Source organism: Castellaniella sp. GW247-6E4, from assembly GCF_040276065.1.
Taxonomy (GTDB): domain Bacteria; phylum Pseudomonadota; class Gammaproteobacteria; order Burkholderiales; family Burkholderiaceae_B; genus Castellaniella.
The window spans coordinates 94,723-115,265 of record NZ_JBELOI010000010.1; the positions used below are offsets into that span (position 1 = coordinate 94,723).

Below are 20,543 nucleotides of genomic sequence, written 5' to 3' on the forward strand. Positions count from 1 at the left end.
GCGGGCTGGCGCCTGCCGATCCATGCGGGAACCATTGCAGCACTGCATTCAACCAAGGTGGCTTTCACCTCAAAACAGGAGACAACATCATGACAAGGATACGCTTCGGAACACGCAAGACACCCGGCCATGGGGTGAAAATCGCGGCGGCGGGCGTCGCGGCGCTCATGGGGCTGGCATACCCCGCCGCCAACAGCCTGGCCGCCGATGCCAAGAACCCGGAAAGCATCACCATCGGGACGATCCTGCCGCTGACCGGCGCCACCGCCCAGAACGGCGAAAACTCGCTGCGCGGCATCCAGCTCGCGGTGGAGGAGATCAATGCGGCCGGCGGCATCAAGTCGATGGGCGGCGCCAAGCTGACGCTGACGGTCGCCGATGCCACCAGCAACCCGGCCAAGGCGGCGTCCGCGGCCATCAATTTCCTGTCCAAGGACGACAAGCCGCTCGCCATGGTGGGCGCCTACGCCAGCGGTCTCACCGAAACAATTGCGCGCGTCACCGAGCGGGCGGGCATCCCACTGCTGAGCACCTCATTCGCGGACACCCTGACCCAACAGGGCTACAAGTTCTTCTTCCAGTTGCCCGCCGCGGCCTCCAAGATGGGCACGGCCCAGTTCCGATACGCCGCCGAGGTCTCCAAGGCCAACGGCCACTCGCTCGAAAAGGTCGCCATCGTCTACGCGAACAATGCCTACGGCGCGAGCCAGGCGGAATCGCTCAAGAAGCAGGCCGAGGCAAGCGGCACCCAGGTCGTGCTGTTCGAGGGCTACTCGCCCGAGATCACCGACGCCAATCCCATCGTCGCGAAAATCAAGGCGTCGGGCGCGGATAGCACCTTCTCGATTGCCTACGTCACCGACGGCGTCCTGCTGATGCGCGCCCTGAAGTCCTCGGGCAGCACCCTGCCGATGTTCGGTGGCACCGGCGGATACGTGACACCGGACTTCCTCAAGGTGCTGGGCCCGTCGGTCAACGGTGTCTTCAGCGTGACCACCTCCAATCCGGACGGCTACGGCGCCATCGGCGAAGCCTACCAAAAGAAGTTCGGGCAGTTCATGCCCCAAGAGGCGCATGACAATGCCGCCGCCGTGTACGTCATCGCCCAAGCCCTGGAGGAGCACCCGACGACCGATCCGGCCGCGCTCGCCCAGACCATCCACAAGGGCAAGTTCACGCGCGGCGCGGCGGGCTCGATGCCCGGCGGCGTGGTCGAGTTCAACGAGGCCGGCGTCAACATCCATGCCGCGCCGCTGATGGTGCAATGGCAGGACAGCAAACTCGTCGGCGTCTGGCCCAAGGATCTGGTCAAGGGCAAGCCCGAGTGGCCGGCGGCCAAGTGAGCCAGTAAGCGAGGCCGAAAAACGCAGAACCGGCCGCGCCCCCGACGGCGCGGTCGGTTCCCGTCGACCACGTCCCGATCGTCCGCAGGGGGAACCGTTGCCGATGCTCGACGACGCAATCATGGATGACCACACGATATGCTGCATCTGATACTGCAGTCGGTCGCGAACGGGGTGCTCATAGGCAGCGTCTATGGGCTCATCTCGGTCGGGCTGACGCTCATGTTCGGCGTCATGAACATCGTCAACTTCGCCCAGGGCGAGTACTTGATGATCGGCATGATGGCCGCCTACTTCCTGAGCACCTCCCTGCAACTCGACCCATTCCTCGTCGCCCCCCTCGTCGGGATCGGCGGATTTCTGTTCGGCATGCTCAGCGAACGTCTGGTGATCGAGCCCATCATCAAGGCGCCGCAATCCGCGCAGATCATCGCAACGGTCGGCCTGAGCCTGATACTGGCCAACGGCGTCGCCGTCATGAGCGGGAACAACTTCCTGAGCGTCAACACGGCGTATCAGAACCAGACCTTCACCGTACTGGGCCTGTCCTTCCCGGCAAGCTTCGTGTATGCGGCCGCGTGCGCGCTGATCATGGCGGTGCTGCTCAGCCTGTTCCTCAACAAGACCCGCTATGGCAAGGCCATGCGCGCCACCTCGCAGAACCGGTCCGCGGTGCAACTGATGGGCATCAATCCGCGCTGGATGTACATGCTTGCCTTCGGCATCGGCTCGGCGTTGACCATGATCGCGGGCGCGGTGATATTGCCCTACACGCTGACCTATCCCTACATCGGCCAGCACTTCATCCTCATCATGTTCACCGTCGTCGTGCTGGGCGGGCTCGGCTCGGTGCGCGGCGCCATCATCGCCGGCTTGGTGGTGGGAGTGGTGCAATCGATGTCCACCCTGGTGCTGCCGATCGAGATCCAGAACCTCCCGGTGTTCATCGTGTTCTTCTTCGCGCTGGTGCTCATACCCGGAGGCGGCTTCAAACGCATTTTCCGCCGGAGGCAGAACTGATGGCTACGCAAGCGACTCCCCGCGCCAGGCACTCGCGCACTCCGGCAATCATCGGCTGGATCGTCTTTCTGATCGCAGTGTTCACGGCACCGATCTACCTCGACAACCAATACGACATGCGGCTTGCCATCCTTGTCTGCCTGCTCGGCAGCGCCTCGATCGGCTGGAACCTGCTTGGCGGCTACGCCAACCAGATCTCGCTCGGCCACATCACGTTCTTTGGAATCGGCATGTATACCGTGGCGATTTTCCAGACCTCGCTGCAACTGAGCCCCTGGCTCGCCATCCCGGTGGCGGTGATCCTGGCGGTCGCCGTCGCAGCCCTGATCGGCTGGCCCAGTTTTCGCCTCTCGGGCCATTACTTTGCGCTGGCCACGCTGGCGCTGTTGCCGGTGTCCGAGCTGGTCGCCAGCGGCTGGGAGAGCCTGACCGGCGGCGCCCGGGGCCTGTCCGTGCCGATCCTCCCCTCGGGGCTGGCGTCGCTGCAATTCGACACCCCCGAGCCTTTCTTCTATGTGGCGGCGGTCTTTCTGGTGATCGTGCTGGTGATCGCGCGAATCGTGCGCTTTTCCACCCTCGGGATGCGCCTGTCGGCGATACGCTCCAACCCCGAGGCCGCCACCCTGGCGGGGGTCAACCAGTTCCAGTCGAAAATGACGGCGCTGCTCATCAGCGCGGCCATCGTGGCCATCGCCGGCGCGCTGTACGGCGCCTTCCTGCAGTATGTGGATCCGCGCACGGCGTTCTCCTGGGACACCACGCTGAACCTGGTGCTCTTTGCGATCGTGGGCGGGCTGCAATTCTGGTGGGGGCCCCTGCTGGGCGCCGCGATCCTGGTGCCCATCAACGAATACGCGTCGCTCCAGCTCAGCGGCAACCTGGCGGCGCTGGGCCAATTGGCATACGGCGTCATCCTGCTGCTGCTCATCATCTTTCAACCGCGCGGCCTGGGCGGTTTGCTGCAAGCCGCGTTCCAGCGGCTCGAGGGGGGGATCCGGAAATGAGCCGCTCCATACTGAAGGTGGACAAGGTCGATCAGCGCTTTGCCGGCCTGCATGCCCTGAAAGAAGTCAGCTTCGAACTGATCGAAGGCGAGATCCTGGGCATCATCGGGCCGAACGGCGCGGGCAAATCCACACTGTTCAACGCCATCGTGGGCACGGTGCCGCCGGTCTCGGGCGCCATCCACTTCAAGGGCAAGAACATCGTCGGCATGCCCACGCACCGGATCGCCGAGCAGGGCATCGCCAAGACCTCGCAGACCGTGCAGGTGTTCGACGAAATGACGGCGCTCGACAACGTGGCCGTGGCGGCGCTGTTGACCACGACCTCCGTGGCGGCGGCGCGCGCGGCCGCGCGCGGCGAGCTCGAATTCTGGGGGCTGGACGGACACGCCGGCACATTGGCCCAGGACCTGCCCCTCGCCCAGCGTTCCTTGCTGGAACTCGCGCGGGCCATGATGCTGCATCCGCAGATCCTGCTGGTCGACGAGGTCATGGCGGGCCTGAACGAGGTCGAGGTCGACGACATCCTGAGCAAGCTCGTGCGCGTCAACCAAGAGCGCGGCGTCAGCCTGATGGTGATCGAGCACAACATGCGCGCGCTGATGAAGATCTCCTCGCAAATACTCGCGCTCGACTATGGCGCAATCCTCACCCTGGGCAAGCCCGAAGAGGTCAGCCGCCACAAGCAGGTGATCGAAGCTTATCTTGGAGTCGAATAAATGGGTCTCGAGATCAACCAACTGCATGCCGGCTACGGCAAGATTGAGGCCCTGCACGGCATCTCCCTGCAGGTCGCCGATGGCGATTATGTCGCGGTGGTGGGCGCCAACGGCGCGGGCAAATCGACGCTGCTGAAGGCCATTTCCGGCACGGTGCGCTCCTTTGGGGGAACCATCTCGTTCGACGGCAACGAGCTCACCAAAATGCCGCCCTACCAGGTCCCCATGTGCAAGATCGCGCACGTGCCCGAGGGCCGGCAGATATTCCCGGGCCTGAGCGTCTTCGACAACCTCATGATGGGCGCCTGGCTGGTCCGGAACGAGGACCAGCGTGCGCAGCGCCTCAGCCTGGTCTACGACCTGTTTCCGCGGCTCAAGGAACGCGCCGCCCAGATGGCGGGCACCCTGTCCGGCGGTGAACAGCAAATGGTCGCGGTGGGCCGCGCCCTGATGCTGGGACCCAAGCTGATCATGCTCGACGAACCCTCCCAGGGGCTGGCCCCGAAACTGGTCAATGAGATGTACGAGCAACTCAGGCAGGTCCACCAGTTGGGGACCAGCGTACTGCTGGTCGAGCAGAACACGACCTCGGCGCTGAAGTACTCCACCCGGGCCTACGTCATGGAACGCGGCAAGATCATCCTGAGCGGGCTGTCCGAAGAACTCCGCGACAAGGACGAGATCCGGCGCGCTTATCTGGGAATCTGAAGGGGATGGACATGTCGGATGTTTCACTGCTGGACCGCGCCGTCGATATTGCGGCGGGCGTCAACCTGGCCCGCATCCCGGCGGCGCCGCTCAAGCGCGCCGGGCACATCGTCGCGGATACGATCGGGGTGAGCTGCGCGGGCGCCCGCCAGCCCGAGATGGTGCGCCTGGCCGGTATCGAACGCGACCGGCGCGAGGCGGGCGCGGGGCCGCGATACGACGCGACCGTGTTCGGCGGCGCCGCGGTCCGCATGGATCCGGAGCGCGCGGCCTTTCTGAACGCGACGGCGGGCTGCTTCGTCGAACTGGACGAGGGCATGCGGCCCACCGGCCACCCGGGAATGCAGGTCGTCATCCCCGCGGTGGCGGTGGCCGAAGCCGAAAAGGCCCATGGACAGTCGCTGCTGCGCGGCGTCATCGCCGGCTACGAAGTCACCGCCAGGCTGTTCACGGCTTACCGCCTCACGTATCCCGCGCACCCGCACGGGCACTTCGGCGCCATCGGCGGCGCCGTCGCCGTCGCCTTGATCCTCGGCCGCGATCCCCTCGAAGCGGCCCGCATCGCGGCGACGAGCCCGATCCTCTCGATCTGGGACGCGTGCTTCGAGGGGGCGACGGCCAGGAACACCTGGATGGGCAGCGCCGCCGAGCTGGCCATCCGCGCCTCCAAGCTTGCGGAGGCGGGCTTCACCGGCTCGCCCACCAGCCTGGAATCATCGTTCGGCAAGCTGGCCGGCACCCTGGTCGACCCGGACGCGCTCACCGCCCCCTTGAATTACACCGGCCTGGGCCTGACCCGGAATTATTTCAAGATCCACAGCGCATGCGCCCTGAGCCATGCCGCGGTCGACGCGGTCGCACAATTGCCTCCGCTCGCCGCCGAGCGCATCGAGCGGGTCGAGGTCGAGACCGTCGGCAACAACATGAAGCTCGCCCACCAGGCGGCGCCCAATGCCTTGTCCGCAAGGTTTTCCCTGCCCTATGTGGTCGCGGCCGCCCTGCTGCGGCGCGCGCTGGACGCGGACGGCTTTCGCTTCGAGCCAGACACCGCGAAGCTCGCCGCGCGCGTCGAGGTGCGCGTCGCAGAGGACCTGGAGGCCCAGTGGCCGAACGCCTCCCCGGCCAGGATCATCGTGCGGACCTCGGACGGGCAGACCTGTTCGGCGCAGGTCGACAACCCCCATGGCCACTACCACGATCCCTTGACCGAGGACGAGGTCAGGCAGAAGTTCCGCAGCCTCGTGGGCCATGAGGCGATGGCGCAGGCGTGGTGGAGCCGCCTGACGAATCTTTTCCACGTGCCCGATTGTTCGCGCTTGTTCCACGGAGTCGACGACCATGCGAATTAGCCTCCTCGCCACCGGCGGCACGATCTCCACGCAGCCGGGCGCCGCGGGCGCAACGCCCACGCTCGGCGCGGGGTCCCTGGCGGCCGCCGCGCGAGGCGCCGGGGGTGACCTCACCCTGTCCACACGCGACGTTGCGCGCGTATCCGGCCGCAGCATCACGCCGATGGTGATCTGGGACCTGGCCCAGGCCGTCATGGACGAGATCCGCGCCGGCGCCGATGGCGTCATCATCACCCACGGCACCGACACCCTCGAGGAAACCGCCTACGCGCTGTCGCTGCTCGTCGAGACCACCGTCCCGCTTGTCGTGACGGGCGCCATGCGGGTGCCGGGCTCACCAGGCGAGGACGGCCCCGCCAATCTCGCGGCCGCCGTCGCGGTGGCGTCGACGCCGCGCTTCGCGGCCTACGGGCCGGTCGTGGTGCACCAGGACGAGATTCATCTGGCCCGCTGGGCCACCAAGATCCACAGCACCCGCGTCGCCGCCTTCGGCTCGCCGACCGCCGGCCCCGTCGGCATGGTCGTCGAAGGCAGGGCGGTGGCATTCTTCGGCCCCCTGCCCTCGGAACGCCTGCCGCGCATCGCCGCCCCGGACAAGCGGGTCGAGCTGATCTGGGCCATGACCGGGTCGGACGGCCTCATGGTCGACGCGATCCGGGATCGGGTCGACGGCCTGGTGGTGGCGGGACTGGGCGGCGGGCACGTCTCGACCCCCGTGGCCGAGGCCCTGCTGCGGGCCCACGCCCAAGGCGTCGCCGTGATTCTGACGAGCCGCTGCGCCGCGCCGCAGGTGCTGCGCAACACCTATGGTGGAACGGGCGGCGAAATACATCTGCTGGCCTGCGGCCTCGTGTCCGGCGGCACCCTGTCGCCGACCAAGGCCCGTCTGAGGCTGCTGTTCGGACTGGCGGCCGGCTTTACCGCAAACGAGCTGTTCATCACCGAGGAGCATGCATGACCACGCCACGAGAAATCCGGGTGGACACCCACAGGCGCTATCCATATTCCGCCATCAGCGACCGGCCGACCTACGAATGGCCCGGCGGCAAGCGCCTCGCGCTGCACCTCAGCCTGAACGTCGAGCATTTCCGGTTCGGGGCGGGCATCGGCAACGACTACGCGGTTCCACAGCCCGGCCTCAACATCCGGAGCTACGGCTGGCGGGACTATGGCAATCGCGTCGGGGCACTGCGGCTGCTGGACTTGGCCGACGCCTACGACATCCGGTACGGCCTGCTGGTGAATTCGGACGTGTACGCCTACTGCCCAGGCTTGATCGAGCGCTTTTCCGCCAAAGGACACGAAATCGTCGGCCACGGCCGCACCAACTCGGAGCGGCAGCTCGACATGTCCGAGGAGGAGGAAATCGCGTGCATCCACGAGGTGACCGAGACCATCCGCGACCGCGAGGGCACCCCGCCCAAGGGCTGGCTCGCGCCGTACATCTGCCAGACGAGCCGCTCGCTGGACCTGCTCAAGGCCAACGGATACGACTATATGATGGACTGGCCGATCGACGACCAGCCCATGTGGTTCGGCACCCGGCACGGCCGCATCCTGTCCATCCCCTATTCCCACGACCTGAACGACTCGATCGAATGCGTATCGCGGCGCACGCCCTCACAGGTGTTCTGCGACAACCTCATCGATCAGTTCGACGAGATGCTCGAGGAATCGGCGAGGCGCCCACTGGTCATGTGCATCGTCCTGCACACCTTCATCCTGGGGCAACCCTATCGCCTGAGGCAGTTCCGCAAGGTCCTGGACCACGTTCTCCGGCATCGGGGCGACATCTGGATGGCAACCCCCGGACAGATCGCGGACCACGTCAAGGCCTTGCCGCCGGGCACGGTGCCCGGGGACGGCGCCTGACGCGGACGCGCACCATGGATACCACATCGGGGCCGGCCAAAGAACCCAGCCTGGGGGTGCTCGGCGGCATGGGGCCGCTCGCCGGCGCCGCTCTCGCCATGCGCATCGTCGAATTGACGGAGGCCGCGCGAGACCAGGAGCACATTTCCGTCATCCTGGTCAACGACCCTCACGTGCCGGACCGGTCGACCGCCTGTACGGCGGGAGGGGAAACCCCTCTGCCGGCCATGCTCCACGGGATCGACATCCTGGTGCGGGCGGGTGTCGACTGCGTCGTCGTGCCCTGCAATACGGCGCACCTCTGGTTCGATCAGCTACAGGCGGCCTGCCCCCGGCCCATCCTGCACATCGTCGACGCCGTCATCCACGACCTGCAGCGCCACGGCATCCGGGACGGCACGGTCGGCATCCTCGGCACGCCCGCGACGCTGCGGCTCGGCCTATATCAGGACAGGCTGCGCGCCGCCGGCTACCAACCCATCATCCCGGATCCGGCCGAGGCCCAGGCCCTGCTCGTCCCCTCGATCGCGGCGGTCAAGTCCAATCACGTAGACGAGGCATACCCGCTCGCCGCCCGGGCCATCGAATTGCTCAGGCAGCGGGGGGCGGGGTCGATCGTGCTGGGATGCACGGAACTGCCCCTGGCCGTGCCCCACGCGCGCAGGCCCGGACTAGGCATCGTGCTGACGGATTCCATTGATGCCTTGGCGCTCCAGGCCATCGAATGGGTCGGCCGGCGCACTGAAGCCTGCGGCGCCTGAGCCGGCTCACAGAACGGCGGGCGGCTCCAGGCCGCGCTCGGCGAGCACGCCGTTGAACTCCTTGACGAAGGAGGCCGCCGCGGGCGACAGGGGCTCGCTGCGCAGGCACACGAGATCGGCGACGATGTCGGGCGCATCGGACACCGGCATGACGGCAAAGCCGGCGTTGGGCCAGGCTTGCAGCGAAAACTCATCCACCAGCGCGATTCCGGCGCCCGCGTGGATCAACGAGCAGGCGTTCTGCGGCGAGCCGACCTCCATGGCGACCTTCAGGATTTCATTCGCCTTGGCGAACAAGCGCTCGATGCGCGCGCCAAACGGCGTGTCGGGCGGATAGGTGATGAGCGGATAAGGCTGCAGATCGCGTGGCGTGACGGATGCACGCGCGGCCAGAGGATGACGGCGAGGGCAAATGCACAGCAGGCGGCCCCGGGCGATCGGTGTCGTGCTCAGGCTGGGATGATCCACCGGCAGGATCGACACGCCGATCTGCGACTGGCGGCTCAAGAGATGCTCCTTGAGCAGCTGATAGTTCAAGCAATGGAAATGTACGCGCACGCTCGGGAATTTTTCGTTGAAGCGCGCGATGGCCAGCGGAATCAGCACATGCCCGATGCTGGGGCTGGTGACAATGCTGAGCATGCCGTGGCGTCGCTCGGCCAGTTCGTGGGTCAGGCGATCGATTCGCTGGACCCCGCGATAGACCAGTTCGATCTCATGGTGCAGGCGACGGGCTTCCTCGGTGGGGTGCAGGCGGCCCTTGATTCGTTCGAACAACGGGAAACTCAACTGGCTCTCGGCATGGGACAGCACCCGGCTCACGGCGGGTGCCGAGACATGCAACAGGCGGGCGGCGTCGCTCACCGAGCCCGTAATCATGATGGCCCTGAAGACCTCGATCTGTCGTAGATTCATGCCGTTTCACCAGCGGCGCGGGCGGCCGCCCCCCGCCATTATCCCCGAGGCGGGCACAGCGCGCCAAAGTTCAGGGCAGAAAGATATTCTTGAGATCGGGGGTGCCCGCGAGATGGCCGTCGAGATCCAGGCCCTGCTCGATGTGGTTCAGGTGCTCGAGCATCAAGTTCGAAGCGCGCTCGGCCTCGCGCGCCTCGATCATGTCCACGAGCGCGACGTGTTCACTCTGGCGACACGCCGGCGCGTCGGGCTTGTCATACAAGGTGATGATGAGGCAGGTCAATGAGGTCAGCTCGCGCACGACGCGCGCCTGGATGCCAGTGGCGACCATGTCCACCAGCCGCACATGGAATTCTCCCGACAGCCTGATGACGCCGCGCAGGTCGTCGCACTGGCGGGCACTCAGTTCCTGGTCCAGGTGGACGCGCAGCGCCGCAATATCCGCGGGACGCGCCTGACGGCAAAGCTTGGCGATGAGCGGTGGCTCGATCAGGCGGCGGGTTTCGAACATCTCGCGCGCCTCTTGCATGGTGGGTTGCGCCACGTAGGCGCCGCGGTTGGGGATCAGCGTCACCACCTGCTCGTGGGCGAGTCGGGCCAGCACCTCGCGGATTTTCATGCGGCTGACGCCGGTCGCCTCGACGAGCCGCTCTTCGGCGAGTTTGGCCCCCGGCAGCAGGCGCCGCTCGAGGATGCCGTTCTGGATGCGATGGTAGACGGTCTCGGCATCCAGCTTCCTGGACGCCTTGCCGTGAACGGAATCTTTTCCTGGTGCTGGCCGCATGATCGTCCGAGGTGGGAAGTCTTGGTTTGTCGATCGTATCGGCCACTATTGTATCCAATAGGGCGGATATGAGCTTCATAATTGTAGACAATTATTCTCAAAAAACACTCACATAAATCCATCGCACAGATAACAATTTCTAATTTCAAAGAATATGTGAAGTATGCATCAGCCACACGCTGAATCAATTAATTAATTGATTTATATAAATAAATCAAAGCATATCAACATTCCGGATCGGCCTGGCATTGGCTTCGATCTAGTGTAAACACTAATGTCTGCAATATTTATTGGCAACGTATCATTGGCCGACGCCTGTGCGGAAGCCATAAGACACAACAAGCAGCCGCTCCATCCGGCCCGCACGGCATCCGGGCACTTCCGCCCAAGAGGAGACCAATATGCTCAAGCTTTTCCCCACGCTGCTGGCGGCGACCGCGATCGCCGCGGCGGCCAGCCTTCCCGCCCAGGCGGCCGACACCCTGAAAATCAGGATCATCGGCCAGCCCCTGGCCACCGGCCTGATCCAGGCCAAGAAAGAACAGCCCTTCTTCGAGAATTTCCAGGCCAAGACCGGATTGCCGATCGAGATGGACTACAAGCCCATGGACACGCTGGGGATCAAGGACGCCGAACAACTGCGCGTCCTCAAATCCGGCCTCTTTCAGATGACGTCCCTGCGCTTCTCGCAAAACGCCCGGGACGAGCCCACGCTGCTGGGGTTCGACCTGGTCGGCCTAAACCCCGACTATGCGACCGCGCGCAAGGTGTTCGACGCCTATCTCGACGTCGCCGACGCACGCCTGCAGAAACAGTTCCAGGTCAAGCTGCTCGCCGTCTTCCCCTTTGGCCCCCAAATCCTGTTCTGCAATAAGCCGATCACAAAACTGGCGGACATCAAGGGCCTCAAGGTGCGCACCTACGACCAGAACCTGTCCAAATTCATCGAGACCATCGGCGGCACGCCGGTGCCCATCCCCTTTGCGGACGCCCATCAATCCCTGTCCCTGGGCGTGGTGGATTGCGCGGTCACAGGCCCCAGTTCCGCCAATTCCTCAGGCTGGCCCGAGGTCTCGACGCACCAGATGCCGGTCAGCTTCCAGGTGTCGGCCAACGGATACGTCATCGGGCTGAAGACCTGGCAAAAACTGACGCCGGAGCAACAGAACGAGCTCAAGACCGCGATCAATGCGCTGAATGACGAAATCTGGGAATACTCCGAGGCGCTGTTCAAGGACGCCGCCAACTGCAACGTCGGCAAGGACCCCTGCACCACCGGCAAGAAATTCAACCTGGTCGACGTGCCGGTCTCGGCCGAGGACCACGCGGTGCTGAAGTCCGCGCTCACCGAGGTCTCGCTCCCGGCCTGGGCCGAGATCTGCGAAAAATCCAATCCAGGCTGCCTGCAAGCCTGGAAGCAGACCGTCGGCGGCGTCGTGGGGCTGCAATAATGAACGCGCCGGCAAATGATCGGGCCCCGCTTGCCGCGGGCAAGAATTCCGAGACGGCCGGCGCGGCCTCCGGCGCAAACTCGCAGCGCCTCAAGGACCGCGTCGAATCCGTGCTGGCCACCGTGTTCGGCGCGATCTTTCTCGGGCTCGCCGCGATCGTCTGCGTCGAAACCCTCTCGAGGAAGATCTTCAGCTTTTCTCTGCAGGGCGCCGACGAGCTCGGCGGCTACGTCCTCGCGCTGGGCTCGACGCTGACCTTCAGCCTCGCCCTGATGGGCCGGGCGCACATCCGCGTGGATGTGGTCCACGAGCATTTGCCGGCACGCCTCCAGGCGGCGTTGAACCTGATCTCCATCGTCGCCCTGGCGGCACTCGGCGTCTTCATCTGCTGGGTCGCCACTCAGGTCCTGATGGATACGCTGGCCTACGACAGTACGGCGCCCACGCCCTGGGCGACCCCCCTGTTCTATCCGCAACTGGTGTGGGTCATCGGCTTGGCCGTCTTCGCGGCGATCGCCAGCGTCTATGCACTGATCGCCATCGGGTACTGCATCCGTGGCCGCCAGGATCGCCTGCTCAGCGATTTTTCACCCAAGAGCACCAAGGAAGAGCTCGAGGAAGAACTCGACGACCTGGCGCAGCGCCAGGAGGAGACGGCGTCATGAGCTTTTCGATGATTGTATTGGGCTTCTTTGCGATGATCGGCATGATGCTGATCGGCCTGCCGATCGCCGTATCCATGGCCCTCATCGGCATCCTGGGCGGCGTATCCGCCTTCGGCACCGCCTTTCTCGATTCGATCGCCCCCGTGGTCTGGGGCGTCCAGAACGACAATCTGCTGACCTGCATCCCGCTGTTCATCCTGCTGGGCGAGCTGCTGCTGCGCTCGGGCATCGCGGACAAGATGTACTCCACGCTGTCGGCCTGGCTGGGGCGCCTGCCCGGCGGCCTGCTGCACACCAACATCAGCAGTTGCGCCCTGTTCGCGGCGACCTCGGGCTCTTCGGTGGCGACCGCCGCCACCGTCGGCACCGTGGCCCTGCCGTCGCTGCAGGCCCGGGGCTATTCGATGCGCTCGTCGCTGGGATCGCTGGCCGCCGGCGGCACGCTGGGCATCCTCATTCCGCCCAGCGTCAACCTGATCGTCTACGGCTCACTCACCAACAACTCGATCGGCAAGCTGTTCATCGCCGGCATCATCCCCGGCCTCCTGCTGACCAGCTTCTTCATGGCCTACATCGCCATGCAGGCCGTGTGGAGTAAGCAGGGCATGCGCGAGGCCAAGGTCCCGATGGACGAGCGCATCCGGCTCCTGCGGCATCTGGTGCCGCCGGCGATCGTCTTCGGCGTCGTGATGGGCAGCATCTACTCGGGCCTCGCGACCACCACCGAGAGCGCGGCGCTGGGCGTCGCGATCGCCCTGCTGTTCGTCTGGCAGTCCGGCCGCCTGAACTGGCCGCTGCTGCGCAACTGCTTTATCTCCAGCGCCCGCATCACCGGCATGATCCTCCTGATCATCATGGCCGCGTTCATCCTGAACCTGCTCATCAGCCTGACCGGGATCGCCGAGACCATGACCAAATGGGTGGTGAGCCTGGGGTTGTCGCCAACCGGCCTGATTCTGGCGCTGATGGTGTTCTACTGCATCCTCGGCATGTTCATGGACGTGTTGTCGATGCAGGTGGCGACGATTCCCATCACCTACCCGATCGCGATGGCCCTGGGCATCGATCCAATCTGGTACGGAATATTCATCATCCTGATGTGCGAACTCGGCCTGATCACGCCGCCCGTGGGCATGAACCTGTTCGTCGTGCACGGCGTGCGCCCGGACAACGGCGGGGTCCAGGACGCCATCTGGGGGGCGCTGCCATACGCCGTCATCATGCTGCTGTTCACCCTGCTGCTGATCGCCGCGCCGTGGATCGCCACCTGGCTGCCCGCGCATATGTGATACCCCCGACGAAACCCCGAACGACCGCGCCGCAGTCCGGCGCGCGCCGGTCGCCGAGCCACGGCGGCCATATATTCCACACACGGACAGGACAATGACGAAACAGACTTTCCAGGACCATTTACGCACAACGATAGACGCGAATTTCGAGCGCCAGGTCGACATGCTCGCCAAGCTCGTGCAATGCCCATCGGACAACCCGCCCGGCGACTGCGCGCCCCACGCCGAGCTCACGGCGCAATGGCTCGAGGATCTGGGCTTCGAGGTCGAGCGCCACTCGGTCGATCCCGAGGCCACGCGCGCCGCGGGCATGCGCAGCGTCACGAACCTGATCGTCCGCGAGACCTTCGGACCCGGCCCCACGATCGCCATGAACGCGCACGGCGACGTCGTGCCCCCCGGGGGCGGCTGGACGACCGACCCCTATGGCGCCGAGATCCGCGATGGCTGGATGTACGGGCGCGGCGCGGCGGTCTCGAAATCGGATTTCACGACCTACACCTATGCCCTGCTGGCCCTGAAGGCGCTGCGCGACCAGGGGACGGCCTTGAACGGCTCTGTCGAGCTGCACTTCACCTACGACGAGGAGACCGGCGGCCTGGTTGGCCCCGGATGGATTCTCGAACAAAAACTGAGCGCGCCGGACTACGTCATCTCCGCGGCGTTCACGCACCATGTCGTCGTCGCCCACAACGGCTGCCTCCACGTGGAAATCGTCATCAAGGGCCGCTCCGCCCATGCCGCGCGGCCCGACACCGGCGTCGACGCCATCGAGGCGGCCGTCCCGGTGCTGGCGGCGCTCTACGCCTACCGCGACGGCCTGTCGCAGCGCGTGTCGCAAACCGACGGGATCGGCTCGCCGACCCTGGTGGTGGGCCTGATCGAGGGCGGCATCAACACCAACGTCGTGGCGGACACGGTAACGCTGCGGATCGACCGCCGCATCATCCCCGAGGAAGTCCCCGAGCAGGTGGAGGCCGAGTTGGCCGCCGCCGTGCGCGAGGCGGCCGGCCGCCTGCCGGGCATCTCGGTGGACACCCGCCGGATACTGCTGGCCCGCCCCTTCAAGCCCACCGCGGCCTCGACCGCATTCGCCCAATTGATGTGCGAGCAGGCCAGCCTCGTCATGGGCAAGCCCGTCACCCCGATCGGGATTCCGCTCTACACCGACGCGCGCCTGTACAGCGAGGCCGGCATCCCCACCGTGATGTTCGGCGCCGGACCCGTCGACCTGCTGGCGGCCAACGGGCATCGCGCCGACGAGCGCGTGCCGCTGGACGAGCTGCGCAAGGCGACCCGCGCCGTGGCCAACACCTTGCTGGAGCTATTGAGCCGTCCATGAGGCCCCGAGCGGCGGCTTGCTAAGATGTGAGATTCTTCGCAACCCGCACCGCTCGAGGAACCATGCTGCCTTTCTTCACCGGCGCCATCTGGCTGTACGTACTGTGGCGTTTTGTCTGGCCCCTGCCCTGCGGGCTTGCGAGCCGGATCGGCCTGGCGCTGGTGCTGCTGCTGATATCCCAGCACCACCAGATCACCCGCCGGTATTTCGGCTCCATGGCCTCGCCGGAGATCCCCCAGGCGGCGCTGGTCGGCCTGGGCTGGGCCTTTGGCGCCGTCCTGCTGCTGGCCATGCTGCTCCTGCTGCGCGACGTGATCGGTGGGCTGGTCTTTCTCGCCTCGCCAGGCGCGGGACGCGCCGTTCTGGGCGGCGGCGTGCTGCCGCAGGCGCTGGGCGCGCTCGCCGTGGCGCTGTCGGCGATCGGCGTGTGGCAGGCGGTGCGCGTGCCCGCGGTCAAGACCCTGGAAATGACGCTGCCCGGCCTGCCACAGGCCTTCGACGGCTATCGGATCGCCCAGCTCACGGATCTGCATATCAGTCGCCTGCTGCCCAAGGCCTGGGCTGCCGCCGTCGTCGCCAGGACCAACGCCCTGGCCCCCGACCTGACGGTCATCACCGGCGACCTGCAAGACGGCACCCCGGCGGCGCGCGCCGCCGACGTGCTGCCCCTGGGCGCGCTCCACGCGCGCGACGGCGTGCTCGCCATCCCCGGCAACCACGAGTACTACGCCGACTACCAGCGCTGGATGGCGGCCCTGCGCGAACTCGGACTGCGCATGCTGGAAAATCAACACGTGATCCTGCGGCGCGGCGACGCCGCGCTTGCCATCGCCGGGATCACCGATCGCCAGGCGGGCGCGTTCGGCCAGCCCAAGCCCGACCTGCAAGCGGCGCTGGCGGGCATCCCGCCGGGCACGGCCACTATCCTGCTGGACCATCGGCCCGGCAACGCGCCGCAAGCCGCGCAGGCCGGCGTCGCGCTGCAGTTGTCCGGGCATACCCATGGCGGCCAGATCCTGGGGGCCCACCTGCTCACCCAATGGGCCAACGACGGCTATGTCTCGGGCCTGTACACGGTCGATGGCATGACGCTGTACGTCAGCAACGGCACCGGTTTGTGGAACGGGCTGCCCATCCGCCTGGGGCGCCCCTCGGAAATCACCCTGATCGTGCTGCGAGCCGCGCGGCGCTGACGTCCCGGGGAAGGATGCAGCCAGCCGAGCGCTGAACGCAATTTACTCATATCTACTATAGTAGCGTGACAGGCTCCACCGTTTACCGGACAGACAGCATCGAAACCCCCGCCGACCGCCCCTCAGCGGCCCCCGAGTCCCAGGCCGCCATCGCCTGGCTGCTGGGGGCCTGCTGCTTTGCCAGCATTGCCTCAATGCGGGTCTGCGACACGCTGCTGCCGACCCTCGCCGCCGAATTCTCGGTCACGGTGGGACAAGCCGCCCGGGTGATCTTCGTCTTTGCGGTCGCCTACGGGGTGTTTCAACTTTGCTTCGGCCCTCTGGGCGACCGCTACGGCAAGCTGCGCGTCGTCGCCCTGTGCGCGCTCGCCTGCGTGATCGGCAACGGCATCGCCTTTTTTGCTCCGAGCCTGGATTGGCTGGTGGCGGCGCGCATCCTCTCGGGCGCTTTCGCAGCGGGGATATTCCCGATGGCCATGGCCTGGGTGGGCGATAACGTGCCCTACGGCGAGCGCCAGGTGGCCCTCGCCCGGCTGGTCAGCGCGGGGGTCACCGGCATGCTCGCCGGACAGTGGCTGAGCGGGCTGATTGCCGAGTGGATCGGCTGGCGCCTGGCATTTGCTCTGATCGCGGTGCTCTTCCTCGTGGCCGGCGGCCTGCTGCTGCGCGCCGCGCGCGGCGACGCGACATCCGCCCAGGACGTCCGCAAGGGACTCTACGCGCTGGCCGGCATCCTGGCACTGCCCCGGGCACGCTGGATCCTCGCCGTGACCACCATCGAGGGGGCGCTCGCCTTCGGGGCCATCGCCTTCATGCCCAGCCTGCTCCAGCGCCACCACGAGGTCTCGCTCTCGATGGCCGGCGGAATCGCGGCGTTCTATGGGGTCGGCGGGTTTCTCTATACGCGGGTGGCCGGACGGCTGCTGCGCCGCATCGGCGAATCGGGGCTCGCGCGCCTGGGAGGCGCGCTGCTCTGCGTGGGGCTCGTGTCCTTCGCTTATGTTCCGGCACTCGCCTGGACCCCAGTGGCCTGCATGCTCTCGGGTTTCGGGTTCTACTGTCTGCACAACACGCTCCAGACCAATGCCACCCAGATGGCGCCCGCGGCGCGCGGCGCCGCCATGTCGCTATTCGCCTGCGTCCTGTTCCTTGGCCAGTCGGTCGGCGTGATGGCGGATGCCTGGATTGCCGACCATCTCACGGACACGCTGATCTTCGCCGCTGCTGGGACGGGGCTGCTGGCCCTGGCCCTGATCGCGGCCCGGCGTTTTCAGGTATATACACCTGTCAAGGAGGCGGCACGATGATCCGCATACGCGGCCAGATCGCCGTCCAAGCCATCCTGCTCGTCTCGATGGCGATCTGGGGGCTGAACGTCACAATCGTCAAGCAGCTCACCGGCAGCCTCGACCCACCGACGATCGCGATGCTGCGCATGCTGGTCGCCACCGCAACACTGACCGCGATCTGGCTGGCGCGACGCCCGGCGCTGGCCCGCCTGGACCGCCGCCAGTGGCTCGGCCTGGCCGCCTGCGCCTTTCTGATGGTCTATATGAACCAGATCCTCTTCACCGAAGGCATGGTGCGCACCAGCGCCACCAACGGCGCCTTGATCATGGCGCTCGGCCCGCTGGTATCGGCCATCCTCGCCGCGCTCGCCTTTCGCGAACGGTTGGGGCCGCTACGCCTGTTCGGCGTGCTGCTGGGCTTTGGCGGGGTCGCCATCATCATCCTCGGCCACAGCGACTCGCAGCTCGCCGTGATGGGGGTCGGCGACCTGCTGGTGGTGGCCGGCATTCTCAGCTTCTCGTGCGGCGGCGCCCTGATCCAGGGCATCGCACGTCGGCTCGATCCCCTGTCGATCAGCGTGATCATCTACGCGATGGGCGCGCTGATGCTGATCGGCCACACCGGGCTCTGGGGCCCGGGGTACGGCGGCGCCCTGCCGGGCAGCGCATGGCTCTGGTTCCTGATCCTGTTCTCGGGATCCGTCTCGACCGCCATCGTCAATCTGATCTGGAACAACGCCATCGCCCGCATCGGCGTGGCGCGCGCCGCGGTCTTCCTCTACTGGGTGCCCGTGTTCGGCGCGGCCTTCGCCGCCCTGCTGCTCGGCGAGCACATGGGCTGGAATCATCTGCTGGGCCTTGTCGCGGTGATGGTGGGCACCTACCTGGGCACGCAGTCGCGGAATCCCGTATAATGGCAGGCTTTCCAGCGCCCCTTCCGGGGCCATATGCACACCGGCGCAATGGCAGAGTGGTGATGCAGCGGACTGCAAATCCGTATACGTCGGTTCGATTCCGGCTTGCGCCTCCAGCATTCATGCGGGTTTCCGGCCCTCAGAAGCACTAAGGCATTTTCCGCAATTCTGAGCGTTTTCCGCAAACAAGGAAATTGGGCCCGCCACAGCGCGGGCTTTTTTGCGTCTGGATTACCCTGCCGCTGAATGCCGGTTTCAGCGCGACGACAGGCCCTCTCACGCGCCTCCTGCTGGCGCCCGCCCCATCAACACGTAGGCAGGTATTTCATAGCGCTTCGATGGCGGGGTAGAACTCATGGTTCTCGCGAACTATCCTTTCGTAGACGGCTATTAGGACCTGCATGGATCCCTCCAAAAGGAGCCCAAGTTTTTGTCCGCACCTCCGGTAGGTCAGTATTACACCGGCGATGACAACAAGGCGGTCTGGAAGCCATCGAGCCCACGGTGAAATAAACCACGCCCCGCGAATCCGAAGACTCAACGGGGCGCGAAAAGCAGCGGTGGCTGCGGAGGAGACAACTGGTTGCGGCAACCTGGCGCCACCAGATCAAAGGCTTTTTGTTTACAGGCCCCAGGATCTAATCTGACCAGCCTGCCAGTACTGCGTAATCTATCGCCCGGCGATCAATCCGGTCGCCTGCCGTAGCAGGACGTCAGCCGCACCATCAAGGGGCCGGAATAAATATGTTGTGTATTATTGTGTAGTGCGTATAGTTACACACATGGACAGCGCAGTATCCTCAAACAAGCCGGCCTGCGGTGAGCAGGCCAGGAGAGAACCAAATGCTCTATCCCATCCACGTACACAAGGACCGCGACAGCGCCTATGGCGCATCCTTTCCAGACTTTCCCGGCTGCTTTGCCGGTGCCGATGAGCTGCAAGACCTTCCCCGCGCTGCCCAGGAGGCAGTAGAGGCGCACTTTCACGGTGAAACCGAAGCGATCCCCGGCCCCAGCGCACCTGAGGCTTGGGAAGGTCATGATGACTTCGAGGGTGGCTTCTGGATGATGGTGGATATTGACCTGTCCAAGGTCAGCACTAAAGCCGTACGTCTGAACATCAGCCTGCCGGAAAACCTCGTGCATCGCATTGATGCAGTGGCCAAGGCTCAACGCCTATCACGCTCTGCGTTCCTGGCAAAAGCCGCAGAAAGGGAAATGGCCGAGGCCTAAAATCAACGGACCTTCACCCAGCCAACGAGAGAGGAAGCGCCGCCTACGGGCGGCTGTTTTTAAGCGTGCGCGGCTTCCCGAATGACATCGGCAACCCATTGGTTTAGGCTCTCGCCGCTCGCAGCGGCAGCAATAGCGGCAGCCTCGTGAACTTCAGGGGCGACTCGTAAAACGAACTTTCCTGAGAAGTTCTTGCGGGGCTCAACCCCGCGCTTCGCACACTCGTCAAAAAATACGCTGAGCGAGATTCCCCCTTCACGGCGTAGCCCCGCAACGTCTGCAGCATAGAAGTCTGCGCCGCCGTTCAGCCCAACAAACTCACCCCGGAACATTTCAATATCCGGGTCGTAGGTAATGACGGCCTGCTGACCGCCGATCGTCATAGTGTTCTTCATGGTTTCACTCCGTTTTCTTCAAGCCATTTCCGAACGGAAGCTACAGCGCCTTTGTCCATATCAGGGGATGGGTGAGGGCGGTGCATAACTTTCACTTGTCCAAAAAGGAACACAGCAACGCGGGAGCCTTCTCGTTCGGAAATCTCAGCGCCAAGCTCGGCGAATAGCGATGCGGCATCGCTGCATTTCACCCCTGCCGGGGTTGGCCGGGAAAAGATCAGCTCCAGGGCTCTACGCTGTTTAGCTTCCATGAATTAAATGATACTGAAAAATAGTATCAAACACGAGATAATTTTC

21 protein-coding genes and 1 tRNA gene are annotated in these 20,543 nt (G+C 65.2%); 18 read left to right on the forward strand and 4 right to left on the reverse strand.

What is annotated here, in order from left to right; translation table 11 throughout:
• Positions 1–89 precede the first annotated feature (89 nt).
• From ABS761_RS13110 to cuyB, 9 genes are all read left to right on the forward strand, one after another.
• A complete protein-coding gene (locus ABS761_RS13110; RefSeq protein WP_350408783.1) occupies positions 90–1,343 on the forward strand; it encodes an ABC transporter substrate-binding protein in 1,254 nt (417 codons plus the stop codon).
• A 138-nt stretch (positions 1,344–1,481) separates the two neighbouring features.
• On the forward strand, positions 1,482–2,363 hold the full coding sequence (locus tag ABS761_RS13115; RefSeq protein ID WP_350408784.1) for a branched-chain amino acid ABC transporter permease: 882 nt from the start codon (positions 1,482–1,484) through the stop codon (positions 2,361–2,363).
• A complete protein-coding gene (locus tag ABS761_RS13120; RefSeq protein WP_350408785.1) occupies positions 2,363–3,367 on the forward strand; it encodes a branched-chain amino acid ABC transporter permease in 1,005 nt (334 codons plus the stop codon). Before ABS761_RS13115 ends, ABS761_RS13120 begins: the two co-directional genes overlap by 1 nt.
• The gene (locus ABS761_RS13125; RefSeq protein ID WP_350408786.1) at positions 3,364–4,086 is read left to right on the forward strand and encodes an ABC transporter ATP-binding protein; all 723 of its coding nucleotides are present in this window, start codon (positions 3,364–3,366) and stop codon (positions 4,084–4,086) included. The genes ABS761_RS13120 and ABS761_RS13125 overlap by 4 nt, the downstream gene beginning before the upstream one ends.
• Positions 4,087–4,794, forward strand: a complete 708-nt coding sequence (locus ABS761_RS13130) for an ABC transporter ATP-binding protein (RefSeq protein ID WP_350408787.1) — start codon at positions 4,087–4,089, stop codon at positions 4,792–4,794.
• 11 nt (positions 4,795–4,805) lie between these two features.
• Positions 4,806–6,143 (forward strand): MmgE/PrpD family protein, encoded by a 1,338-nt coding sequence (locus ABS761_RS13135; protein WP_350408788.1) that lies wholly within the window; start codon positions 4,806–4,808, stop codon positions 6,141–6,143.
• Positions 6,133–7,101 carry an asparaginase gene (locus tag ABS761_RS13140; protein WP_350408789.1) on the forward strand — a complete coding sequence of 323 codons (969 nt, stop codon included), beginning with the start codon at positions 6,133–6,135 and terminating at the stop codon, positions 7,099–7,101. The genes ABS761_RS13135 and ABS761_RS13140 overlap by 11 nt, the downstream gene beginning before the upstream one ends.
• Entirely contained in the window at positions 7,098–8,015 is a 918-nt protein-coding gene (locus ABS761_RS13145) for a polysaccharide deacetylase family protein (RefSeq protein WP_350408790.1), read from the forward strand. Before ABS761_RS13140 ends, ABS761_RS13145 begins: the two co-directional genes overlap by 4 nt.
• A 14-nt stretch (positions 8,016–8,029) precedes the next feature.
• The gene (gene cuyB, locus ABS761_RS13150) at positions 8,030–8,776 is read left to right on the forward strand and encodes a cysteate racemase (RefSeq protein WP_350408791.1); all 747 of its coding nucleotides are present in this window, start codon (positions 8,030–8,032) and stop codon (positions 8,774–8,776) included.
• A 6-nt stretch (positions 8,777–8,782) separates the two neighbouring features.
• Here the strand turns inward: cuyB and ABS761_RS13155 are convergent, their stop codons facing one another.
• On the reverse strand, positions 8,783–9,691 hold the full coding sequence (locus ABS761_RS13155) for a LysR family transcriptional regulator (RefSeq protein WP_350408792.1): 909 nt from the start codon (positions 9,689–9,691) through the stop codon (positions 8,783–8,785).
• Between the two features lie 70 nt (positions 9,692–9,761).
• Positions 9,762–10,475: a GntR family transcriptional regulator gene (locus tag ABS761_RS13160; RefSeq protein ID WP_350408793.1), complete on the reverse strand. Its 714-nt coding sequence runs from the start codon at positions 10,473–10,475 to the stop codon at positions 9,762–9,764.
• A gap of 401 nt (positions 10,476–10,876) precedes the next feature.
• Between ABS761_RS13160 and ABS761_RS13165 the strand changes: the two genes are divergently transcribed.
• The 9 genes from ABS761_RS13165 to ABS761_RS13205 all read left to right on the forward strand — a co-directional run bounded on the left by ABS761_RS13165 (position 10,877) and on the right by ABS761_RS13205 (position 19,851).
• Positions 10,877–11,926 carry a TRAP transporter substrate-binding protein gene (locus tag ABS761_RS13165; RefSeq protein WP_350408794.1) on the forward strand — a complete coding sequence of 350 codons (1,050 nt, stop codon included), beginning with the start codon at positions 10,877–10,879 and terminating at the stop codon, positions 11,924–11,926.
• Complete coding sequence (locus ABS761_RS13170; RefSeq protein ID WP_350408795.1) at positions 11,926–12,591, forward strand: TRAP transporter small permease subunit; 666 nt, start codon at positions 11,926–11,928, stop codon at positions 12,589–12,591. Before ABS761_RS13165 ends, ABS761_RS13170 begins: the two co-directional genes overlap by 1 nt.
• A complete protein-coding gene (locus ABS761_RS13175; RefSeq protein ID WP_350408796.1) occupies positions 12,588–13,880 on the forward strand; it encodes a TRAP transporter large permease in 1,293 nt (430 codons plus the stop codon). The genes ABS761_RS13170 and ABS761_RS13175 overlap by 4 nt, the downstream gene beginning before the upstream one ends.
• Positions 13,881–13,974: 94 nt before the next feature.
• On the forward strand, positions 13,975–15,222 hold the full coding sequence (locus tag ABS761_RS13180) for a M20/M25/M40 family metallo-hydrolase (RefSeq protein WP_350408797.1): 1,248 nt from the start codon (positions 13,975–13,977) through the stop codon (positions 15,220–15,222).
• A 62-nt stretch (positions 15,223–15,284) separates the two neighbouring features.
• Positions 15,285–16,415 (forward strand): metallophosphoesterase, encoded by a 1,131-nt coding sequence (locus tag ABS761_RS13185; protein WP_350408798.1) that lies wholly within the window; start codon positions 15,285–15,287, stop codon positions 16,413–16,415.
• A gap of 65 nt (positions 16,416–16,480) precedes the next feature.
• Positions 16,481–17,722 (forward strand): MFS transporter, encoded by a 1,242-nt coding sequence (locus ABS761_RS13190; RefSeq protein WP_350408799.1) that lies wholly within the window; start codon positions 16,481–16,483, stop codon positions 17,720–17,722.
• On the forward strand, positions 17,719–18,618 hold the full coding sequence (locus ABS761_RS13195) for a DMT family transporter (RefSeq protein ID WP_350408800.1): 900 nt from the start codon (positions 17,719–17,721) through the stop codon (positions 18,616–18,618). The genes ABS761_RS13190 and ABS761_RS13195 overlap by 4 nt, the downstream gene beginning before the upstream one ends.
• A 42-nt stretch (positions 18,619–18,660) precedes the next feature.
• Positions 18,661–18,734 (forward strand) — tRNA-Cys (locus ABS761_RS13200).
• A gap of 727 nt (positions 18,735–19,461) precedes the next feature.
• Entirely contained in the window at positions 19,462–19,851 is a 390-nt protein-coding gene (locus tag ABS761_RS13205) for a type II toxin-antitoxin system HicB family antitoxin (protein WP_350408801.1), read from the forward strand.
• A 59-nt stretch (positions 19,852–19,910) separates the two neighbouring features.
• On the opposite strand, the gene ABS761_RS13210 is transcribed toward ABS761_RS13205, so the two are convergent.
• A complete protein-coding gene (locus ABS761_RS13210) occupies positions 19,911–20,246 on the reverse strand; it encodes a type II toxin-antitoxin system HicB family antitoxin (protein ID WP_350408802.1) in 336 nt (111 codons plus the stop codon).
• Complete coding sequence (locus ABS761_RS13215; protein ID WP_350408803.1) at positions 20,243–20,497, reverse strand: type II toxin-antitoxin system HicA family toxin; 255 nt, start codon at positions 20,495–20,497, stop codon at positions 20,243–20,245. Before ABS761_RS13215 ends, ABS761_RS13210 begins: the two co-directional genes overlap by 4 nt.
• Between the last annotated feature and the right edge of the window lie 46 nt (positions 20,498–20,543).

Excerpts from the sequence above, each read along its gene's own strand:
- ABS761_RS13115 (WP_350408784.1), top strand. The coding sequence starts at position 1,482 with ATGCTGCATCTGATACTGCAGTCGGTCGCGAACGGGGTGCTCATAGGC.
- ABS761_RS13125 (WP_350408786.1), top strand. The coding sequence starts at position 3,364 with ATGAGCCGCTCCATACTGAAGGTGGACAAGGTCGATCAGCGCTTTGCC.
- ABS761_RS13145 (WP_350408790.1), top strand. The coding sequence starts at position 7,098 with ATGACCACGCCACGAGAAATCCGGGTGGACACCCACAGGCGCTATCCA.
- ABS761_RS13135 (WP_350408788.1), top strand. The coding sequence starts at position 4,806 with ATGTCGGATGTTTCACTGCTGGACCGCGCCGTCGATATTGCGGCGGGC.
- ABS761_RS13155 (WP_350408792.1), bottom strand. The coding sequence starts at position 9,691 with ATGAATCTACGACAGATCGAGGTCTTCAGGGCCATCATGATTACGGGC.
- ABS761_RS13130 (WP_350408787.1), top strand. The coding sequence starts at position 4,087 with ATGGGTCTCGAGATCAACCAACTGCATGCCGGCTACGGCAAGATTGAG.
- ABS761_RS13205 (WP_350408801.1), top strand. The coding sequence starts at position 19,462 with ATGCTCTATCCCATCCACGTACACAAGGACCGCGACAGCGCCTATGGC.
- ABS761_RS13140 (WP_350408789.1), top strand. The coding sequence starts at position 6,133 with ATGCGAATTAGCCTCCTCGCCACCGGCGGCACGATCTCCACGCAGCCG.
- cuyB (WP_350408791.1), top strand. The coding sequence starts at position 8,030 with ATGGATACCACATCGGGGCCGGCCAAAGAACCCAGCCTGGGGGTGCTC.
- ABS761_RS13215 (WP_350408803.1), bottom strand. The coding sequence starts at position 20,497 with ATGGAAGCTAAACAGCGTAGAGCCCTGGAGCTGATCTTTTCCCGGCCA.
- ABS761_RS13120 (WP_350408785.1), top strand. The coding sequence starts at position 2,363 with ATGGCTACGCAAGCGACTCCCCGCGCCAGGCACTCGCGCACTCCGGCA.
- ABS761_RS13160 (WP_350408793.1), bottom strand. The coding sequence starts at position 10,475 with ATGCGGCCAGCACCAGGAAAAGATTCCGTTCACGGCAAGGCGTCCAGG.
- ABS761_RS13185 (WP_350408798.1), top strand. The coding sequence starts at position 15,285 with ATGCTGCCTTTCTTCACCGGCGCCATCTGGCTGTACGTACTGTGGCGT.
- ABS761_RS13210 (WP_350408802.1), bottom strand. The coding sequence starts at position 20,246 with ATGAAGAACACTATGACGATCGGCGGTCAGCAGGCCGTCATTACCTAC.
- ABS761_RS13195 (WP_350408800.1), top strand. The coding sequence starts at position 17,719 with ATGATCCGCATACGCGGCCAGATCGCCGTCCAAGCCATCCTGCTCGTC.
- ABS761_RS13175 (WP_350408796.1), top strand. The coding sequence starts at position 12,588 with ATGAGCTTTTCGATGATTGTATTGGGCTTCTTTGCGATGATCGGCATG.
- ABS761_RS13180 (WP_350408797.1), top strand. The coding sequence starts at position 13,975 with ATGACGAAACAGACTTTCCAGGACCATTTACGCACAACGATAGACGCG.
- ABS761_RS13110 (WP_350408783.1), top strand. The coding sequence starts at position 90 with ATGACAAGGATACGCTTCGGAACACGCAAGACACCCGGCCATGGGGTG.
- ABS761_RS13170 (WP_350408795.1), top strand. The coding sequence starts at position 11,926 with ATGAACGCGCCGGCAAATGATCGGGCCCCGCTTGCCGCGGGCAAGAAT.
- ABS761_RS13165 (WP_350408794.1), top strand. The coding sequence starts at position 10,877 with ATGCTCAAGCTTTTCCCCACGCTGCTGGCGGCGACCGCGATCGCCGCG.